The organism is Streptomyces sp. NPDC029044 (genome assembly GCF_040637495.1).
In the GTDB taxonomy this organism is placed as follows: domain Bacteria; phylum Actinomycetota; class Actinomycetes; order Streptomycetales; family Streptomycetaceae; genus Streptomyces.
Window position 1 is genome coordinate 76,120 of sequence record NZ_JBEZWN010000003.1, and the last position, 12,332, is coordinate 88,451.

Genomic DNA, 12,332 nt, shown 5'->3' on the forward strand with positions numbered 1-12,332 from the left:
CTCGTTCCGCCGATGGTCCACGTGGTTCTCCGGGGTCGGGCTGGACGGCTCCGGGTTATGTACGGACGGGATCGGTGTAGCGCTCAACGGGATGGTGCTAAGGAGCGGGCCGGGACAGTCGCGCGATCCCGGCCGCCTCCGCCGGGTAGCGGGCGGTCAGTTCCGCCGCGTCTCCGTGTTCGTAGCCCGCGAAGGTGAAGCCCGGGGCCATCGTGCAGCCGAACAGGGTCCATGAGCCGCCCGCCGCCACCCTGCCGCCCATCCACGTGCCCGCCGGGACGGTGAACTGGACGTGCTGGCCGTGCAGGACGTCCGGTCCGAGCACGGCCGTGCGCGCGGTGCCGTCCGGGGCGAGCAGGAGGAGCTCCAGCGGGTCGCCCCGGTAGAAGTGCCAGATCTCGTCGGTCGGCAGGCGGTGGAGGGCGGAGAAGTCGTCCGCCGTCAGGAGCGCGACGATCGCCGTGCCCTCCGGCCTGCCGTCGGGGCGTTCGGGACCGGCCCAGGTCTGGCGGAACAGTCCGCCCTCGTCCGGGATCGGCTCCAGGCCGTAGTGGGCGATGAGGTCCTCGGGGGTCACCCGGGGAACATTAGCTCCCGGTCGAGGAAGGCGAGCTGGGCCTTCTTCTCCGGCAGGTACACGTCCGGCAGGTCGATCTCCGGCAGGACCACCACCGGGCCCGGGGCGAAGCCGAGTCCGAGGAAACGGGCGATGGCCTTCTCGTTGCGCACGTCCGGGTCGACCACGACCCGCCGGCGGTCCAGGCCGAGCAGGACGTACGCGGCGATGGCCGCCACGAGCCGGGCGGTCCAGCCGGGTTGTCCGCCGCCCGGCCCCGCGGGGGCGAGCAGCAGGTGGACGCCGATGTCGCCGGGGCGGACGTCGTAGCACTCGCCGACCCGGTCGGCCTCCGGCTCGTAGGTCTGGAGGAGTGCGACCGGCTCGCCGTCCCGGACGACCAGGTAGGCGTGGTGGGTGTCGAGCGTGGCCATGTGGGCGTAGACCGCGGCGACCTGTTGTCCGGTCAGCTCGGTCATGCCCCAGAAGGCGGCCCGCTCCTCGCCCACCCAGCGGTGGACGACGGCGGCGTCGGAGTCCGGGTCGAGCGGCAGGACGCGGACGGTGCCGAAGCCGTCGACCACCTGCTCGTGGACGGGCGTGCGGGAGGCGTACGGGTCAGACATCGCGTTCCTTCTTCAGCTGAGTCCAGTCGGTGACGACCGGGACGAGATCTCCCGCCAGCCACAGGGGGAGCTGGTCGCGGTGGTGGGGCGAGCCGGGGACGCCCGAGGCGCCGAGCGGGACGATCCAGCGGCTGTCCTCGCGCCGGGCCAGGTCCCAGACGTACCGGGCGGCCGGGCCCCGGGCGGCGCGGTCGGTGAGGCCCGGCACGCCCGAGGTGCACAGCACGCAGTCGTGGTCGCCGGACAGTCCCGGTTCGTCGTACGGCTGCTCCGGCTCCAGCGCGCGCCAGGGGGCGAGGCGGTGGGTGTCGCCCCAGACGCCGGCCGGCGGGCGCAGGGCCACTTCCTCGATCGCCGCGCGGACGGCCGCAGGGCGGTCGACGCCGAACAGTTCCCCGGCCCGCAGCAGGTGTTCGAGGGCGAAGCCGACCCGGGGGACGAGGGCCAGCCAGGGCTGGAACACCTCCGGGTACGACGGAGGCGTGGTGAGCGCGGCGAACGCCGGGTGCGCCGCGAGCCGCCGTACGACCGCTGTGCGCACGGCCGCGTACAGGGCCGCGTCGGCGCTGCCGGCGTCCATGCGGCGGTCCCAGCCGAGGAGGCGGTCCCGGAGGGCGGTGGCCTCGGGGGTGAGGTCGTCGAGGGCGGCGAGCCGGTCCAGGAGGGGGGAGGCGGACGCCAGATGGGTGTCCGTGTGGATCGCCGGCATGCCGGCGGCGGACCAGTGCTCCTTGCCCGCGAGCAGCGCGGTGATGCGGTCGGCGCGGTGCGGCGGGGCGAACTCGACGCCGAGGGGTGCGGCCGGGCCGCGCTGGTTGGCCATGACGGCGACGCCGTCGGTGAGCCCGGCGCGCGGTGTCGCGTGCCGGCCCCGCCACTCGTGGCCGGGCTCCCAGGCGGGCACCACGCGCAGGGAGTTGGTCCCGGCGCGCATCGGCACCCGCCCGGCGACGCGGTGCAGGACGCCGCCCTCGGTGTCGGCGGCCTGGACGACGTTGACCGGCTCGGCCCAGTGGTCGAGGGCCCGGTCCACGTCGGCGACCCGGCGCGCCCGCAGCAGCGGCAGCAGGGCCGCGAAGCCGAGGTCGCCGGTGACGCGGGGCGGGTAGCGCAGGCTGATCGCCACCGGCAGGCCGGAGGGGCCGGCCGGGTCGCCGTCCAGGCCCTCGGGCCCGCCGATGATCACCGGGCCGCGGCCGGTCTCGATCACCTCGACCTCGACCGGCTCCTCGTCCGCCACCTCGACGGTCTCGGTGTGCCGGGCCGCCCGCCGCCAGACCCCGTCCGGGTCGAGGGCCTCCACCCCGGCGCCGGTGCGCCGCAGCCGCTCGCGGTAGAGGTCCTGGTAGTCGGACATGGCGTTGGTGATGGCCCAGGCGACCGTGCCGGTGTGCCCGAAGTGGGCGATGCCGGGGACACCGGGGACGGCCAGGCCCACGACGTCGAACTCCGGGCAGGACAGGTGGATCTGCTGGTAGACGCCCGGGTCCTCGATCCAGCGGTGCGGATCCCCGGCGATGACCGCCTGCCCGGTGACGGTCCGCTCGCCGGAGACCAGCCAGCCGTTGCTGCCGGAGGTGCCGGGGCCGTCGGCGGCGAAGAGGCCCACGGCGCCCGCGCCCAGGTGTGCGGCGACCTGCTCGCGCCAGAGCTTGGCCGGGAATCCGGCGAAGAGGATGTGGGTGGCGAGCCAGACGCCGAGCGGGGTCCAGGGTTCCCAGCGGCCGGGGGTGAGACCGGTGCGGGCGAACTCGGGGGCGGTGCTGCCGGCCAGACCCTCGTTGACCCCGTCGACGTACGCGCGCACCCACCGCGCCGTCTCGGGGTCCCGTCTCTCCAGGTCCGCGAAGCAGTGTCTGGCGGTGTCGTCGAGCCGGGCCCGTCTGGCGAACCGGTCCCAGGCCAGGGCGCTCCCGCCGAGGAAGGACGCCGAGGTGCCCTGCGCCCGGTGGCGCTCGGTCTCCAGCTGCCAGGCCCGGTCGCGGGCGGTGACGAGGCCCTGAGCGCGGGCGAGTCCGGCCGCGCTGCCCGCGCGCAGATGCGGGATGCCCCAGGCATCACGGTAGATCTCGGTGGTCACGCCGGGCTCTCTTTCCTTTGGGCTGGATCTTCTTTAGGTTAGGCTTGCCTAAGTCACAGCTGTGGCCGGAATCGTACGCGAAGGGGCGGAAAAGCGATGGGGCAGGGGCGGGGTTGGGAGGGCGCGGTCCTCAGACTGCTGCGCGGCAAGGACTTCGAGTTCACGGTGACGGACGTCGAGGACGTCACCCCGGACTACCGGCGGCTGCGCTTCACCGACGGCGGTCTGCTGGCCGCCACCGGAGTGCACCCCACCATGTGGGTACGGCTGTGGTTCGACAACGCGGGCAAGCCGCACCAGCGGGCCTACACCCTGGTCGACCCGGACGCCGAGGCCGGCACCTTCCAGCTGGAGTTCGCCCTGCACGAGGGGTGCGCCAGTGACTGGGCCAGGGCGGCCAAGCCCGGCGACACGATCGAGGCGACCGTCCAGGGCACCGGCTTCGAGCACCCGAGCCCCGCGCCCTCGCACGTCTTCGCCGTCGGTGACCCGGCCTCGCTCCCGGCCATCAACTCCCTCCTGGACGCCCTGGGCTCCGCCCCGGCCACCGTCTGGTTCGAGGGCGGCGACGACGACCTGCCGTTCCGCACCGCCCCGGACCGGCACGAGCTGCGCAGGGTGCCGCGCCAGGACTCCGGCGCGCACCTCGTGGACCGGGTGAAGTCGGACCTGCCCGGCCTGCTCCGGGACACCGCCGACCCGTACGTCTGGATCGCCTGCGACACGGCGACGACCCGGGCCCTCGGGGCGTACGTCCGCAAGGAGCTGGGCCTGCCCAAGCAGCGGGTGCACGCACTGGGGTACTGGCGGGCGACCTGAGCGGCGGCCGGGCCCGCGCCGGGGGATGATCGGGGCATGGACGTCACCCTTCACCTCGCCCAGGATCCCGAGGCCGACGCGCTGCTCGGCCGCAGTCCGCTCGCCGCGCTGGTCGGCATGCTGCTGGACCAGCAGGTTCCGATGGAGTGGGCGTTCAAGGGCCCGGCGACGATCGCCCAGCGGCTCGGCGGCGACGACCTGGACGCGCACGAGATCGCCGCGCACGAGCCGGAGGCTTTCGCCGCGCTGCTCTCCCAGAAGCCGGCGGTGCACCGCTACCCGGGCTCCATGGCCAAGCGGATCCAGCAGCTGTGCCAGTACCTCGTCGAGCACTACGACGGTGACGCCGAGGCCGTCTGGAAGGACGCCGGCACCGGCAGGCAACTGCTGAAGCGGCTCGCGGAACTGCCCGGCTTCGGCAAGCAGAAGGCCCAGATCTTCCTCGCCCTCCTCGGCAAGCAGCTCGGGGTGCAGCCCACGGGCTGGCGAGAGGCGGCGGGCTCCTACGGCGAGCCGGACTCGTTCCGCTCGGTCGCCGACATCACCGGCCCCGAATCGCTGGTCAAGGTACGGGCCCACAAGCAGGAGATGAAGGCAGCGGCCAAGGCGTCGAAGGCCACCGGAAAGTAGCCGCCGCGCGCCTGCGGGAGAGCAGACGCGAGCACCGGCCGGCGGGCCCGCGGCGGGCCCGCCGGCGGTGCGACCGACACGGCGCATCTGCCTCCTTGGCCCGCCCGAGGCCCCGGGCGGCAAACGGCGAGCACCCGGCCGCACCTACCCCGGCACCGGCCCGCGGGCACCGGACGACCGACCCGCGCACCGAGGCCACAGACCCACCCGGAACCCCCGGCAAGCACCGAGCACACGGCCACAGCTACCCCGGCCACCAGACCCCGGACATCCGACCCCGCGCACCGACCACAGACCCACCCGAAGCCACCGGCAGCAGCGAGCACACGCGGCGCCGGCGGCGGCGCGGGGCCAGACGTGCGGCCGGATGCGGGGTGCGGCCGGATGCGGGGTGCGGCCGGATGCGGGGCATCGAGCCACTGGCCGCACGAGGCCGCACGAGGCCGCACGAGGCCGCACGCGATCAGGCTGCGCGCCGAGGGACACGGACGCCAGGCCACAGACCGATCCGGGGCCATCGGCAAGCGGGAGCAGGCAGCGCAGCGAGCTCTCGGCCCACAGGGCACCCCCGAGGAGCGGCAAGCACCCCGGCACCTGCCCGACGCGTCGGCGTCATTCGGCCGGCCCGGCTCAGGTGGCGGCTGCCCGCGGTGCGATCCCAGCATGAACCATGAGCGAGCCACCCGGCGGCTCCCCCTGGGACCCGGAGCACGACGCCTCCGGCATACGCCGCCCCGCACCCTCGGCCCCGCGCCGCGGGAAGGCGGGAGGCGTGAGGTGCCGCTGTCGCGGCATCCCCCGGGCCCTCGACGGCTTGGGCCGAGCGAGCGGATCTCCCGGCCTGCGGGATGAGCCGCGCGTCCGGCGGGGGGAATGACGTCCCGTGGCCCCCGAACCGCAGCCGGAACCCCGCGGCCCCCGCCGGCACACCTGGCTGCGGGTACTCGTCCTGCTGCTCGCCCTGCTCATGCCGGGCGCCCACGCCGAGGCCCTGACCGGCCCCACGGCGACCGTCTCCGGGGAGAGCACCACCGTCGAGTGCGACCTCCTCGACACGGCCCTGCGCCCACCCGCCCGGGGCGTCCGCCGCACCGCCGCTCCGCCGGCCCCCGCGCCGCTCCCCGAGCCTGCCCGCACCGCACGGCGCCCCCTGCCCGTACCGGCGGACCCGCCGTACGACCCCCGTCCCCTGCGTTCCGAGGTCCTGCGCTGCTGACCGGACCGGCCCGGCCCCGGTCCGTCCGTCCCGCACGGAACCAGAACGACGAGGAACGACGAGGAACCCAGCCATGCTCCAAGACCCGTACGCGGTCATGCGCGCCCTCCTGCGCGCGGAAGCCGCCCGCAGCGCCCCCAAGCCCCACCCCCACTCCCGGCCGGACACCCGGAAGCCGCCGCAGCCCCAGAAGGGACCGGGACAGGGTCAAGGGCAGGGGAGAGATCGCGGCTGAAGCGACCCGCACGGCGGAGGCGCCCCCGCCTCCGCCGTCCCCATCGCCTGGGCCGCGTGCCCGCCGCCTGCGCCGCGCCCACCGCCCCTCGGTGTGCTGGTCGGAGAGGTTGGTGACGCGGAGCGTCGGTGACCGACGACAACGCCGCAGATGCGCGTGCCAGGCCCCGCGTCCGCGACCTGATCCGAACGACAGGCCTTAGCGCCTGCGCCGCCCCGAACGCCGTGCCGTGCCGAACAGTGATCGTGTGATCTCCCGGCCGATCTGCGTCCCCACCGACCGGGCCAGCGACTGGAAGACGCCGCTCTCGACCACCCGCTCCGCCATGGACGGCTGCTCACCCTCCGGCTCGCCCCGACCGGGGGCGGCGTCCCGCATCTCGTCGGGGCCCTTCGCCCCCTGCCCCCGCTCCAGCCGCTCGTACGCCGACTCCCGGTCCACGGCCCGGGCGTACCGCTCGTACAGCGGCGACCCGGCCACGGCCCGCTCCAGGGCCTCCTGCCCGAGCGGCCCCATCAGCGACTCGGGCGCCCGCAGCCGGGTCGCGGCGACGGGAGTGGGCGCGCCCCTCTCACTCAGCACCGTCACCACCGCCTCGCCCGTCCCGAGGCCGGTCAGCACCTCTTCGAGGTCGTAGGGCGACTTCGGGAAGGTCTTCACCGTGGCGTTCAGGGCCTTCTGATCGTCGGGCGTGAAGGCGCGCAGAGCGTGCTGGACGCGGTTGCCGAGCTGGGCGAGGACCTCGGCGGGCACGTCCTCGGGGGTCTGCGTCACGAAGAAGACCCCGACTCCTTTCGAGCGAATCAGGCGCACGGTCTGCGTGATCGACTCCAGGAACGCCTCGGAGGCGTCGTCGAAGAGCAGGTGCGCCTCGTCCAGGAAGAACACCAGCCGTGGCTCGTCGACGTCGCCCAGCTCGGGCAGGTCGTGGAAGAGATCGGCGAGCAGCCACATCAGGAAGGTCGAGAACAGCTGCGGCCGCTCCTGTACGGCGCTCAGCTCCAGGACGGAGACCACGCCCCGCCCGTCCTCCGCCGTACGCAGCAGCTCACCCGTGTCGAACTCCGGCTCGCCGAAGAACCCGGACGCGCCCTGCGCCTCGAAGGCGGTGAGGGAGCGCAGGATCACCCCGGCCGTGGCCGCCGACAGACCGCCGACCGTTTTCAGCTCCGGCTTTCCCTCGTCCGAGGTCAGGAAGGCCACGACCGCCCTGAGGTCCTTGAGGTCGACCAGTTCCAGGCCCTTGCTGTCGGCGTAGTGGAAGACCAGCGCGAGGGACTGCTCCTGGGTCCGGTTCAGCCGCAGCACCTTGGACAGCAGCACCGGGCCGAAGCCGGTGACCGTGGCCCGGACGGGGATGCCGCGGCCGATGCCGCCGAGGGCGTAGTACTCGGCCGGGAACCCGGTCGCCGTCCAGCGCTGGTGCACGTCCGCGGCCCGGCCCTCGACGCGCGCGTCCGGGCGGCCCGGCGCGGCGATCCCGGACAGGTCGCCCTTGATGTCCGCGAGGAAGACCGGCACGCCCTGGGCGGACAGTTGCTCGGCGATGAGCTGGAGCGTCTTGGTCTTGCCGGTGCCGGTGGCGCCGGCGACCAGCCCGTGTCGGTTGAGCATCGCCAGCGGCACCCGGACCTGCGCGTCCGGCAGGCACTGGCCGTCCCACAGCAGGGCGCCCAGCTGGAGGGCCGGACCGGAGAAGGCGTAGCCGGAGGCGATCCGCAGGGCCTCCTGGGGAAGGGCGGCGGCGCGCCCGGACACCTCCGGGGCGGAGGCCGACGGCATGGTCTCGCGGTCCGGCATGTTCACGCCCCTGTTCCGGGTTCGTACCGCCTTGTGTTGATTTTTTCAGCGTCGCACTCGCTCGCCATGGCTGCGCCCGGAAGGTCTTGACCGGTAGGCTTTCCGTGTGATCTTCAAGCGCATCGGAAACGGCCGGCCGTACCCCGACCACGGCCGGGAAAGCACCCGGCAGTGGGCGGACGTCGCGCCGCGCCCGGTCCGCCTCGATCAGCTCGTGACGACCAAGGGTCAGCTCGATCTGGAAACACTGCTCGCCGAGGACTCCACGTTCTACGGCGACCTCTTCGCGCACGTCGTGAAGTGGCAGGGCGACCTGTACCTGGAGGACGGGCTGCACCGCGCGGTGCGGGCGGCGCTCCAGCAGCGCCAGGTGCTGCACGCGCGCGTGCTCGAGCTCGACTGATCGCTCGGCTGGTCCCCGGCGGTCGCGGGTTGGCCCTTTCGGGTTCCGCCGGGCGACGTCGAATGATCATCTAGTAGGCATCGCCGCCCGGGCGCACTACGCTGCGCTCATGAGCATGCTGACTCCCCCCGGCATGGGCGGCAAGTACCGCATCAAGGGCAACAAGTACCCCCGGATGCGCCGGCCCCGGCGGCGCGGCAGGCTCGTCGTCCTGACCGTCGCGTCCGTCGTCGTCCTCGGCGTGGGCGGCTGGGGCACGCTCCAGCTCATCGACGTCTTCACCGGCGGCGGCAGAAAGGCTTCGGCGGCCGGCGACGGGACGGACTGCGGCACCACGACCAAGGCGAGCCCCCCGCCCAGCGCCGAGCCCCTGCCGCAGCCGCGCACGATCACCGTCAACGTGCTCAACGCCACCACCCGCGCGGGCCTGGCGAAGAAGACCGCCGACGAACTCAAGAAGCGCGGCTTCAAGATCGGCGACGTGGGCAACGCGACCGAGCAGTACGACAAGAAGGTCAAGGGCACCGGTCTGCTGCTCGGCCCCGCCGCCGCGCTCGACACCTCACTGCCCGTGCTCGGCACCCAGCTCCCGGGCGCCGAACGGCGTACCGAGGCGGCCCGCAAGGGCGCCGCCGTCGACCTCGTCATCGGGGACGGTTTCAAGGAGCTGGCGAAAAAGCCGGACGCCGACCGGGCGCTGACCGAGCTGGCCACGCCCGAGCCGGCGCCCACGACGAAGAAGGGCTGCTGAGAGGCCCTCCGTACCCCTTACTCGGCCGCCCCGTACATGCGGTCGCCCGCGTCGCCGAGGCCCGGGACGATGTAGCCGTGCTCGTTCAGGTGCTCGTCGACCGAGGCAGTCACGACCGTCACCGGCGTGCCCGCGAGCTCGCGCTCCATGATCTCGACGCCCTCCGGGGCGGCCAGCAGCACCACGGCGGTCACATCGTCCGCGCCGCGCCGGATCAGCTCGCGGATCGCCGCGACCAGCGTGCCGCCGGTGGCGAGCATCGGGTCCAGCACGTACACCTGACGTCCCGACAGGTCCTCCGGCATCCGCGTCGCGTACGTGGAGGCCTCCAGCGTCTCCTCGTTGCGGATCATGCCGAGGAAGCCCACCTCGGCGGTCGGCAGCAGCCGGACCATGCCGTCCAGCATGCCGAGCCCGGCCCGCAGGATCGGCACCACCAGCGGCCGCGGGTGGGACAGCTTGACGCCCGTGGTCCGCGCGACCGGCGTCTGGATGTCGACCTGTTCGGTGCGCACGTCACGCGTGGCCTCGTAGGCGAGCAGGGTGACCAGCTCGTCGGCGAGACGGCGGAAGGTCGCGGAGTCGGTGCGCTGGTCGCGCAGCGTGGTGAGCTTGTGGGCGACCAGAGGGTGGTCGACGACGTGGAGACGCATGTCCACAACATTAACCGGGCGGGGTACCCCGGACCGCACGGCGAGCCCGCCGTCCGTCCGTCACCCGCTCGCCGGCGTCAAACGGCCCGTCCGGGGGAAGGCGGAAGGGACGGACTAGGGGTGGTGAACCTGATGCCGGACCGGCAATTCCGAGACGATCCGCTGCCGCGCATGTGGCCGGGGGCGAGCCCGACGCCCGACGGGACCGACGAGTCCGACGCCGAGCGCCGCCGGCGTCGTGCCCGGTTCCTGCGCGATCTGAAAGAGGCCCGGGAGCTGCGCGACCGCGTCCAGCCGCGCCGCGCCAAGACGGCCCGGCTGCGGCACGCCATGCGCATGCGCACCTTCCGCTGGTAGGAAACGGGTGGGAAAACCCCCGGCAAAGATCACGAACCGCGCGGAGGTTGTCGCGGGTGACCGTGCGTGGAGCGGGGCAAAGCCGCGTACGATCCGCAGGTGGCAGCAACGGGCGTGCGAAGAGAACTCCCCAACACAGGGAGCCGAAGACATCCCCTGAACGCCTTGTTTCTGCCACGATTCCGAGTGGGTGGGGCTCGGACGAGCACTCCCCGCCCGTAACCTCCGCCGGGGGGACCCCCAACCGGCACGCCTCAGACCAGTGGGAGAGTCACGGTGTACTTCGCCGCACTGCTCGCGCGCACCGAAGACGGGTGGGAAGCGAGCGACACAGAGCTCGACGATGTGGAGACCCTGTCGGATCTGGCCGACCTGGCCCGTGAAGCCTCCCCCGACGAGGACACGGTGCTCGTGCTCATCGAGCAGGAGGACGCCTGGTTCGGTGTCGTCCGCGTGGACGGCGAGGAGGACCCTCGCATCTACGTCTCGGACGCCGCCGCCGCTGCCCGCAGCAGCTACGGCGAGATCCTGCTCACCGACGAGCTGCTGGGCCGCGATCCGGACGACGGGGACGACCTCGACGCCCTCGACCTCGACGGCACCGAGGACGGTGAGTCCGACGAGGACGACGACGCCGAGGACGGCGCCGGGGCCGCCGGCTCCGCCGAGTCCGTGCCGCACGGGCCGGTCGGCGACGCCCTGATCCTGGACGACCTCGGCGTGAGCGAGAAGGAACTGCGCCTGATGTCGACGGACGCCGTCACCGAGATCGCCGAAGTCCTGGGCGCCTCGGAGACCCTGGAGACCGTCCGCTGACCGGTCGTGACACCGCGGGGCCGCCGGATCCGGTCCGCGACCCCTGGCGGCCCGCGATGCGACTCGCCCTGGACGAGGCCGCCGAGGCCGTCCGGGGCGGGGACGTCCCCGTCGGCGCCGTCGTCCTGGCCCCGGACGGTACGACCGTGCTCGCAGCCGGGCACAACGAACGCGAGGCCGGCGGCGATCCGACGGCCCACGCGGAGCTCCTCGCCCTGCGGCGGGCCGCGGCCGCCCTCGGCGCGTGGCGGCTCGCCGGCTGCACCCTCGTGGTGACGCTGGAGCCCTGCACGATGTGCGCGGGCGCGATCCAGCAGTCCCGCGTCGACCGGCTCGTCTACGGCGCCCGCGACGAGAAGGCCGGCGCGGCCGGCTCGCTCTGGGACCTCGTCCGCGACCGGCGGCTCAACCACCGGCCCGAGGTGATCGAGGGCGTGCTCGCCGAGGAGTGCGCCGGGCTGCTCACGGCGTTCTTCCGGGACCGCTGAATACCGATTTCAAAGCATGCGGCTCCTTGCTGTAAGGTCTCCCTCGGTAGCGTGTCCGAGCGGCCGAAGGAGCTCGCCTCGAAAGCGAGTGTGGCGCAAGTCACCGAGGGTTCAAATCCCTCCGCTACCGCTTGAGAAGGGCCCCGTCGTCAGACGGGGCCCTTCGTGCGTTCAGCCTCTTCGTGTGCTCGGGCCTTCGTGCGATCATGTGCGCTGCATGGGACACCAGTGACAGGGGAGGCCGCGATGGCGGTGAACGCGAAGAAGGTCGCCGTCTACGCCCTCGTGGTCTTCGCGTTGTACGTGATCATCACGGACCCGCAGACAGCGGCCGATTACGTCCTTATAGGGTTCCAGGGCATATCGGACGCCGCTGGGGCCCTCGGCGACTTCGCCACCTGGGTCGCCAAGGGAGGAAAGTGATGATCCGCCACCTGGTCCTCTTCAAGCTCAACGAGGGCGTCGAGCGCGACGACGCCCGGGTCGTGAAGGGCGTCGAGGCCTTCCGCGCTCTGGAGGGCACGATCCCCGAGGTCCGCTTCTGGGAGCTCGGCTGGAACGTCAGCGACCGCCCCATCGCGTACGACTTCGCCATCAACTCCGCCTTCGACGACGCGGATGCGCTGCGGCGGTACGTGGAGCACCCCGACCACCAGGCGGGTGTCGCGCTGTGGCGGGAGTTCGCCACGTGGGTGATCGCGGACTACGAGTTCTGACTCCCGGCCGGTCCGGTCGCTTCGAGCCCCCTGTCAGTGCGACAGGGGGCTTCTCTGTGACGTGAGTTCATTTATGCGCCATTCATCCCTCAACACGTAGTTATGGGGTGCTTGCACACAGTGCACATGTCTTGTGATGCTATGACCGCTTTTGATGGAAGAGTTGAACGATGAGTTGACGATGAC

Annotated in this window: 15 protein-coding genes and 1 tRNA gene; 11 read left to right on the plus strand and 5 right to left on the minus strand. The window is 73.0% G+C overall.

What is annotated here, in order from left to right:
- Positions 1–97 precede the first annotated feature (97 nt).
- Genes AB0E85_RS03795 through AB0E85_RS03805 form a run of 3 tightly spaced genes read right to left on the minus strand, consistent with a single transcriptional unit; the run spans position 98 to position 3,262 of the window.
- Positions 98–577 (minus strand): cupin domain-containing protein, encoded by a 480-nt coding sequence (locus AB0E85_RS03795; protein ID WP_361922069.1) that lies wholly within the window; start codon positions 575–577, stop codon positions 98–100.
- Entirely contained in the window at positions 574–1,182 is a 609-nt protein-coding gene (locus AB0E85_RS03800; RefSeq protein ID WP_361922071.1) for a GNAT family N-acetyltransferase, read from the minus strand. Before AB0E85_RS03800 ends, AB0E85_RS03795 begins: the two co-directional genes overlap by 4 nt.
- The gene (locus AB0E85_RS03805; RefSeq protein WP_361922073.1) at positions 1,175–3,262 is read right to left on the minus strand and encodes a penicillin acylase family protein; all 2,088 of its coding nucleotides are present in this window, start codon (positions 3,260–3,262) and stop codon (positions 1,175–1,177) included. The genes AB0E85_RS03800 and AB0E85_RS03805 overlap by 8 nt, the downstream gene beginning before the upstream one ends.
- Before the next feature lie 96 nt (positions 3,263–3,358).
- On the opposite strand from AB0E85_RS03805, the gene AB0E85_RS03810 reads away from it, so the two are divergent.
- From AB0E85_RS03810 to AB0E85_RS03820, 3 genes are all read left to right on the plus strand, one after another.
- The gene (locus AB0E85_RS03810) at positions 3,359–4,081 is read left to right on the plus strand and encodes a siderophore-interacting protein (protein WP_361922075.1); all 723 of its coding nucleotides are present in this window, start codon (positions 3,359–3,361) and stop codon (positions 4,079–4,081) included.
- A gap of 36 nt (positions 4,082–4,117) precedes the next feature.
- On the plus strand, positions 4,118–4,711 hold the full coding sequence (locus AB0E85_RS03815; protein WP_361922077.1) for an HhH-GPD-type base excision DNA repair protein: 594 nt from the start codon (positions 4,118–4,120) through the stop codon (positions 4,709–4,711).
- An 883-nt stretch (positions 4,712–5,594) separates the two neighbouring features.
- Complete coding sequence (locus AB0E85_RS03820) at positions 5,595–5,927, plus strand: hypothetical protein (RefSeq protein WP_361922079.1); 333 nt, start codon at positions 5,595–5,597, stop codon at positions 5,925–5,927.
- A 433-nt stretch (positions 5,928–6,360) separates the two neighbouring features.
- Here the strand turns inward: AB0E85_RS03820 and AB0E85_RS03825 are convergent, their stop codons facing one another.
- On the minus strand, positions 6,361–7,962 hold the full coding sequence (locus AB0E85_RS03825) for a helicase HerA-like domain-containing protein (protein ID WP_361922383.1): 1,602 nt from the start codon (positions 7,960–7,962) through the stop codon (positions 6,361–6,363).
- Positions 7,963–8,068: 106 nt separating this feature from the next.
- Between AB0E85_RS03825 and AB0E85_RS03830 the strand changes: the two genes are divergently transcribed.
- Positions 8,069–8,365, plus strand: coding sequence for a type II toxin-antitoxin system VapB family antitoxin (locus tag AB0E85_RS03830; protein ID WP_003999914.1), 297 nt, complete (start codon positions 8,069–8,071; stop codon positions 8,363–8,365).
- A 133-nt stretch (positions 8,366–8,498) separates the two neighbouring features.
- The gene (locus AB0E85_RS03835) at positions 8,499–9,116 is read left to right on the plus strand and encodes a LytR C-terminal domain-containing protein (protein ID WP_361922385.1); all 618 of its coding nucleotides are present in this window, start codon (positions 8,499–8,501) and stop codon (positions 9,114–9,116) included.
- A gap of 17 nt (positions 9,117–9,133) precedes the next feature.
- Here the strand turns inward: AB0E85_RS03835 and upp are convergent, their stop codons facing one another.
- Complete coding sequence (upp, locus tag AB0E85_RS03840; RefSeq protein WP_053670486.1) at positions 9,134–9,769, minus strand: uracil phosphoribosyltransferase; 636 nt, start codon at positions 9,767–9,769, stop codon at positions 9,134–9,136.
- Positions 9,770–9,940: 171 nt separating this feature from the next.
- Here upp and AB0E85_RS03845 point away from each other — a divergent pair, with 171 nt between their 5' ends.
- The 6 genes from AB0E85_RS03845 (at position 9,941) to AB0E85_RS03870 (ending at position 12,146) form a co-directional block, all read left to right on the plus strand.
- Positions 9,941–10,126 carry a hypothetical protein gene (locus tag AB0E85_RS03845; RefSeq protein WP_361922386.1) on the plus strand — a complete coding sequence of 62 codons (186 nt, stop codon included), beginning with the start codon at positions 9,941–9,943 and terminating at the stop codon, positions 10,124–10,126.
- 276 nt (positions 10,127–10,402) lie between these two features.
- Positions 10,403–10,942: a hypothetical protein gene (locus tag AB0E85_RS03850; RefSeq protein ID WP_361922081.1), complete on the plus strand. Its 540-nt coding sequence runs from the start codon at positions 10,403–10,405 to the stop codon at positions 10,940–10,942.
- Between the two features lie 56 nt (positions 10,943–10,998).
- Positions 10,999–11,430, plus strand: a complete 432-nt coding sequence (gene tadA, locus AB0E85_RS03855) for a tRNA adenosine(34) deaminase TadA (RefSeq protein ID WP_361922083.1) — start codon at positions 10,999–11,001, stop codon at positions 11,428–11,430.
- A 45-nt stretch (positions 11,431–11,475) separates the two neighbouring features.
- A tRNA-Ser gene (locus tag AB0E85_RS03860) sits at positions 11,476–11,560 on the plus strand.
- A 116-nt stretch (positions 11,561–11,676) separates the two neighbouring features.
- On the plus strand, positions 11,677–11,853 hold the full coding sequence (locus AB0E85_RS03865; RefSeq protein ID WP_266460659.1) for a hypothetical protein: 177 nt from the start codon (positions 11,677–11,679) through the stop codon (positions 11,851–11,853).
- The gene (locus tag AB0E85_RS03870) at positions 11,853–12,146 is read left to right on the plus strand and encodes a Dabb family protein (protein WP_361922085.1); all 294 of its coding nucleotides are present in this window, start codon (positions 11,853–11,855) and stop codon (positions 12,144–12,146) included. The genes AB0E85_RS03865 and AB0E85_RS03870 overlap by 1 nt, the downstream gene beginning before the upstream one ends.
- Positions 12,147–12,332 lie beyond the last annotated feature (186 nt).

Bases quoted from the DNA above. Each gene is read 5' to 3' on its own strand.
- AB0E85_RS03835 (WP_361922385.1), top strand. From the start codon at position 8,499: ATGGGCGGCAAGTACCGCATCAAGGGCAACAAGTACCCCCGGATGCGC.
- AB0E85_RS03865 (WP_266460659.1), top strand. From the start codon at position 11,677: ATGGCGGTGAACGCGAAGAAGGTCGCCGTCTACGCCCTCGTGGTCTTC.
- tadA (WP_361922083.1), top strand. From the start codon at position 10,999: ATGCGACTCGCCCTGGACGAGGCCGCCGAGGCCGTCCGGGGCGGGGAC.
- AB0E85_RS03825 (WP_361922383.1), bottom strand. From the start codon at position 7,962: ATGCCGGACCGCGAGACCATGCCGTCGGCCTCCGCCCCGGAGGTGTCC.
- AB0E85_RS03845 (WP_361922386.1), top strand. From the start codon at position 9,941: ATGTGGCCGGGGGCGAGCCCGACGCCCGACGGGACCGACGAGTCCGAC.
- AB0E85_RS03810 (WP_361922075.1), top strand. From the start codon at position 3,359: ATGGGGCAGGGGCGGGGTTGGGAGGGCGCGGTCCTCAGACTGCTGCGC.
- upp (WP_053670486.1), bottom strand. From the start codon at position 9,769: ATGCGTCTCCACGTCGTCGACCACCCTCTGGTCGCCCACAAGCTCACC.
- AB0E85_RS03815 (WP_361922077.1), top strand. From the start codon at position 4,118: ATGGACGTCACCCTTCACCTCGCCCAGGATCCCGAGGCCGACGCGCTG.
- AB0E85_RS03800 (WP_361922071.1), bottom strand. From the start codon at position 1,182: ATGTCTGACCCGTACGCCTCCCGCACGCCCGTCCACGAGCAGGTGGTC.
- AB0E85_RS03870 (WP_361922085.1), top strand. From the start codon at position 11,853: ATGATCCGCCACCTGGTCCTCTTCAAGCTCAACGAGGGCGTCGAGCGC.